At 61.1% G+C, this 4,060-nt stretch carries 4 protein-coding genes and 1 pseudogene; 2 read left to right on the top strand and 3 right to left on the bottom strand.

Annotated elements, in window-relative coordinates; translation table 11 throughout:
- A partial coding sequence (locus WBB85_RS20290) for an integrase core domain-containing protein (RefSeq protein ID WP_432640398.1) occupies positions 1–232 on the top strand: 232 nt, incomplete at its 5' end.
- Between the two features lie 32 nt (positions 233–264).
- A pseudogene (gene istB, locus WBB85_RS20285) lies at positions 265–879 on the top strand (IS21-like element helper ATPase IstB); the annotation flags it as partial.
- Positions 880–1,040: 161 nt separating this feature from the next.
- On the opposite strand, the gene WBB85_RS20280 reads toward istB, so the two are convergent.
- From WBB85_RS20280 to WBB85_RS20270, 3 genes are all read right to left on the bottom strand, one after another.
- The gene (locus tag WBB85_RS20280) at positions 1,041–2,639 is read right to left on the bottom strand and encodes an ABC transporter permease (protein ID WP_432640397.1); all 1,599 of its coding nucleotides are present in this window, start codon (positions 2,637–2,639) and stop codon (positions 1,041–1,043) included.
- Complete coding sequence (locus WBB85_RS20275) at positions 2,632–3,681, bottom strand: quaternary amine ABC transporter ATP-binding protein (protein WP_432640396.1); 1,050 nt, start codon at positions 3,679–3,681, stop codon at positions 2,632–2,634. The genes WBB85_RS20280 and WBB85_RS20275 overlap by 8 nt, the downstream gene beginning before the upstream one ends.
- Positions 3,682–3,751: 70 nt before the next feature.
- The coding region (locus tag WBB85_RS20270) for a glycine betaine ABC transporter substrate-binding protein (protein WP_432640395.1) at positions 3,752–4,060 on the bottom strand (309 nt) is incomplete at its 5' end.

The raw sequence follows: 4,060 nt of genomic DNA, 5'->3' as shown, positions 1-4,060 counted from the left end.
GAAGCAGGGTATCACCATCCAGCACATCCAACCCGGCCAGCCGCAGCAGAACGCCTATGTCGAGCGTCACAATCGCACTGTCAGGCACGAATGGCTGGACCAATACATCATCGAAAGCATCGAGGAGGCCCAAGATCAGGCTACGCAATGGCTATGGACTTACAACAACGACCGCCCGAACATGGGCATCGGCGGCATCACACCCGCCATGAAACTGAAAATGGCCGCGTAAGTTCTACCGAGGCAACCCGTTAAAAATGGGGAGATTACCAACTGATCGACCGGGAACGGCGAATGGTCGAGCGCCGTATCAAGGCGGCGAAGTTCCCGGCCGTCAAAAGCCTGGACAGCTTCGACTTCGTGGCGATCCCGAAGCTGAACAAGATGCAGGTTCTGGAGCTGGCCCGGTGCGAATGGATCGAACGTCGCGAGAATGTCATTGCCCTTGGCCCGTCCGGCACCGGCAAGACCCATACCGCCCTCGGCATCGGGCTGGCCGCTTGCCAGAAGGGCCTCTCGGTTGGCTTCACCACCGCCGCGGCGCTGGTCAGCGAGATGATGGAGGCCCGCGACGAGCGCCGTCTGCTCCGCTTCCAAAAGCAGATGGCAGGCTACAAGCTCCTCATCATCGACGAACTCGGCTTCGTGCCCCTGTCGAAGACCGGCGCCGAGCTACTGTTCGAACTGATCTCGCAGCGCTATGAGCGCGGATCGACCATGATCACCAGCAATCTCCCATTCGATGAATGGACCGAAACCTTTGGTTCCGAGCGCCTGACCGGCGAGCTCCTCAACCGGCTGACCCACCATGTCAGCATACTCGAGATGAACGGCGAAAGCTATCGCCTCGCCAACAGCTCTGCCCGCAAGCGGCGCTGATCTTGATCCAGACATCTGAACACGATTGGCCCTGACGGGCCAGTGCGCCATGGCACACGCCAGCTATGGGGGAAGCGCGCGCGCCATGGCGCACACTCTCACCAACTGGCCTGGTTTTGCTCCGCCGCCATGGCCGACTTTTACGCCGCCGTTGACAGGTCTTAGCCCTCGCGCTTTAGATCCTCGCGGCGGAACGCCCCCTGAACGATCCGGTCGATGACCATCGCACAGAAGAGGATGGCAAACCCGCCGAGCAGGCCCGGGCCCTTGGCGGCATATTGCAGCGCCTCAAGGATGACCTTGCCAAGCCCGCCGCCGCCGATCAGCGAGATGATGACGACCATCGAGAGGCACATCAGGATGGTCTGGTTGACGCCCGCCATGATCGATGGCAGCGCGAGTGGCACCTCCACATCCTTCAGAAGCTGGAAGCGGGAAGCACCGAAGGCGGTCGCGGCTTCCTTGATGCTTTCCGGCACTCCCTGCATCCCCAAAGCGGTCAGACGGATCACCGGCGGCATGCCGAAGATGATCGTGGCGAGGATGCCCGGCGGGTTGCCGGTGCCGAAAAAGGCGATGATGGGGATCAGGTAGACGAAGGCGGGCAGCGTCTGCATCAGGTCAAGGACCGGCTCTGCCGCCTTGTAGGCGCGCTGCGATTTGCCGAACCAGATGCCCAACGGAATGCCGAAGGCAACGCAGATCACCACGGCAGCGCCCACCAGCGCAACCGTTTCCATCGCCACCTCCCAGTAGCCCAGCATCGCGATATAGGCGAGCGAGGCTGCGGTGAAGACCGCGACGCGTGGCCCTGCCGCACGCCAGGCGGTGACGCAGATCACAAGCATGACGACGGGCCAGGGCGTGCCCGACAGCCCCACGGTCAGCGTATTCAGGATCGACCTAACCCCCGCCGTCACCCCGTCGAATACATCCGCCCCGGCGCGTGCCGTTTCGTCGATCCGCGCTTCAAGCCAGTTGGCGATGGTGGAAAAGAGCGTTGCATTCCCTTCGCCGAGGAAGATCTGCGACACTTCCTTTTCTGGGAAGATGTTGAGAAGTTCCGACGGGCTCGCCACCGTGAACTTATAGATCGTCAGCGGCGCGATGGCGGCGACGAGGAAGAGGCCAAGCAGGATGTTCGCCGTCCTGCGCCCGCTGTCGACCGATCCAGGCGTAATGCGCCAGCGGGAATATTGCCGTTCATAGACCGAGTTGCCGAAAAAGCCCTGCACCAGTTTGACGATCAGCAGAACCGCAAGACCGGTCAACAGGATGCCCATCGCCTCGGAGGATGCGGCCTGACCCTGCGCGAGGCTGGCATCGGCCGCCTTGGTCAGGTTGGCCGCCAGCTTTTCAAACCGCGCCGGATCCTCGCCCGCCGCCTTTGCCGCCTCGGCCCGTTGCAGGAATTCCGCCGCACGCGCCGACTGGGTTTCCGCCCGGTCGAGGAACTGGGCGCCTGGATTGCCCCAAAGGCCCCGGCCAAACTGCACCCAGGCGATCATCTCAAGGATCAGGAAGCCCCAGAACATGCCCCAGATGCCACGCGCCGCAGCCCAGATCGGACCCAGAAGAACCGCCCATATGTTGAAGGTGGGCGGTATCCAGCCGGTGGCGTTGTGGATCTTGTGGAACGCGTCGACGTAACTGTCGCCATTCGGTCCCGCAAATTCGCGGATCGACGCATCAAGCGCCTCGTGGTCGACATCGATGTCAGAGGCGGCGGTGACTTTCAGTTCCGTTGTCGCATCAGTCATTCTTGCCTCCCTGAATTCCGCGCAAGAGCCGCGCCTTGTCGACCACTCCGACATCAACGCCGTTCTCGGTTATGATCACGGGTGAATAGGTGTCGACCGACAGATCGATCAACTGATCGAGATCGGCATTTTCATCCGCGCGCGGAGAATCGACGAGCGACCGCTCGTCGGTCGCCCGGAACCTGTCGATCGGCTCCATGATCGAATGCGCCTTCACCAGTTTCAACTTGGAAATGCCTTGCACGAATTCGCGTACATAGTCGTCGGCGGGGTTCATCACGATTTCTTCCGGTGTGCCAATCTGGACGATGACGCCGTCCTTCATGATCGCAATGCGGTGGCCGATGCGGATCGCCTCATCAAGATCGTGAGTGATGAAGAGCGTAGTCTTCTGCAACTGCGCCACCAGCGCCTTGAACTGGTCCTGCAACTGAAGCCGGATCAGCGGGTCAAGCGCCGAAAACGGTTCGTCCATCAACAGAATTTCCGGATCCGAGGCCAGCGCCCGGGCGATCCCCACCCGCTGCTGCATGCCGCCCGAAAGTTCCTTGGGCAGGCGGTCCTCATAGCCGGTCAGGTTCACGAGACCGAGCGCATGATCCGAGATTGCCCAGCGACGCGATTTGGCGACTTTTCGGATTTCCAGCGGGTAGGCGACATTGTCACGCACCGAGCGGTGCGGCATCAGCGCCATGTGCTGAAAGACCATGCCGATCTGCTTGGCCCGCACCTCGCGCAATTCGCGTTCGCTCAGTTTGGAGATGTCACGACCAAGGATTTCGATCTGCCCCGATGTTGGCGCGATCAGCCGGTTGACATGACGCACCAGCGTCGACTTGCCCGAGCCCGACAGGCCCATGATGCAGAAGATCTCGCCCCTCGGAACCTCGAAACTGGCATCCTGCACGCCGACGACACATTGGAAGCGCTTCAGCACCTCGGGCTTGCTCAGCCCCTCGGCGCGTATCGCCTCCATCGCCTTTTCCGCATCCTTGCCGAAGACCTTCCAGACATTCGACAGCCTGACAACTGGTTCAGCCATTTCCCCTCCCTTATGCAGGGGCCGCCGGATCGCTCCGGCGGCCCCCTTCATTTTTGATTTTAATCAGGTATCAGTCGGCCAGCCAGCTCAGGACTTCATCCTCATGCTCGGCAACCCATGCCTTGGCGTATTCGGCCGGGTCTTTCTTGTCGATGACAAGGGCGAAGGTCATGTCGCTGACCTGTTCGGTGGTCAGTTTCACATTGCCAAAGAGCCGGGCCACCTCGGGATGGGTATCCTTCAGGGCGGTCTGGTACATCATGTGAAGATAGGCCGAATCCCAGGCCGTGCCTGCTTCGGAGTTTTCCAGCCAGTTCGGATCCTGATCCGGCTGCTTGACGTCCCACTTCGACGCATCATAGGGCGGCTCTTCCAGGAT

The sequence above is a fragment of the Albidovulum sp. genome (genome assembly GCF_049646345.1).
Classification (GTDB): Bacteria; Pseudomonadota; Alphaproteobacteria; order Rhodobacterales; family Rhodobacteraceae; genus Albidovulum.
Note: the sequence above shows the minus strand (reverse complement) of the source record. Positions and strands in the feature narration are given on the sequence as shown.

Coding starts and splice junctions, on each gene's coding strand:
- WBB85_RS20280 (WP_432640397.1), bottom strand. CDS start 2,639: ATGACTGATGCGACAACGGAACTGAAAGTCACCGCCGCCTCTGACATC.
- WBB85_RS20275 (WP_432640396.1), bottom strand. CDS start 3,681: ATGGCTGAACCAGTTGTCAGGCTGTCGAATGTCTGGAAGGTCTTCGGC.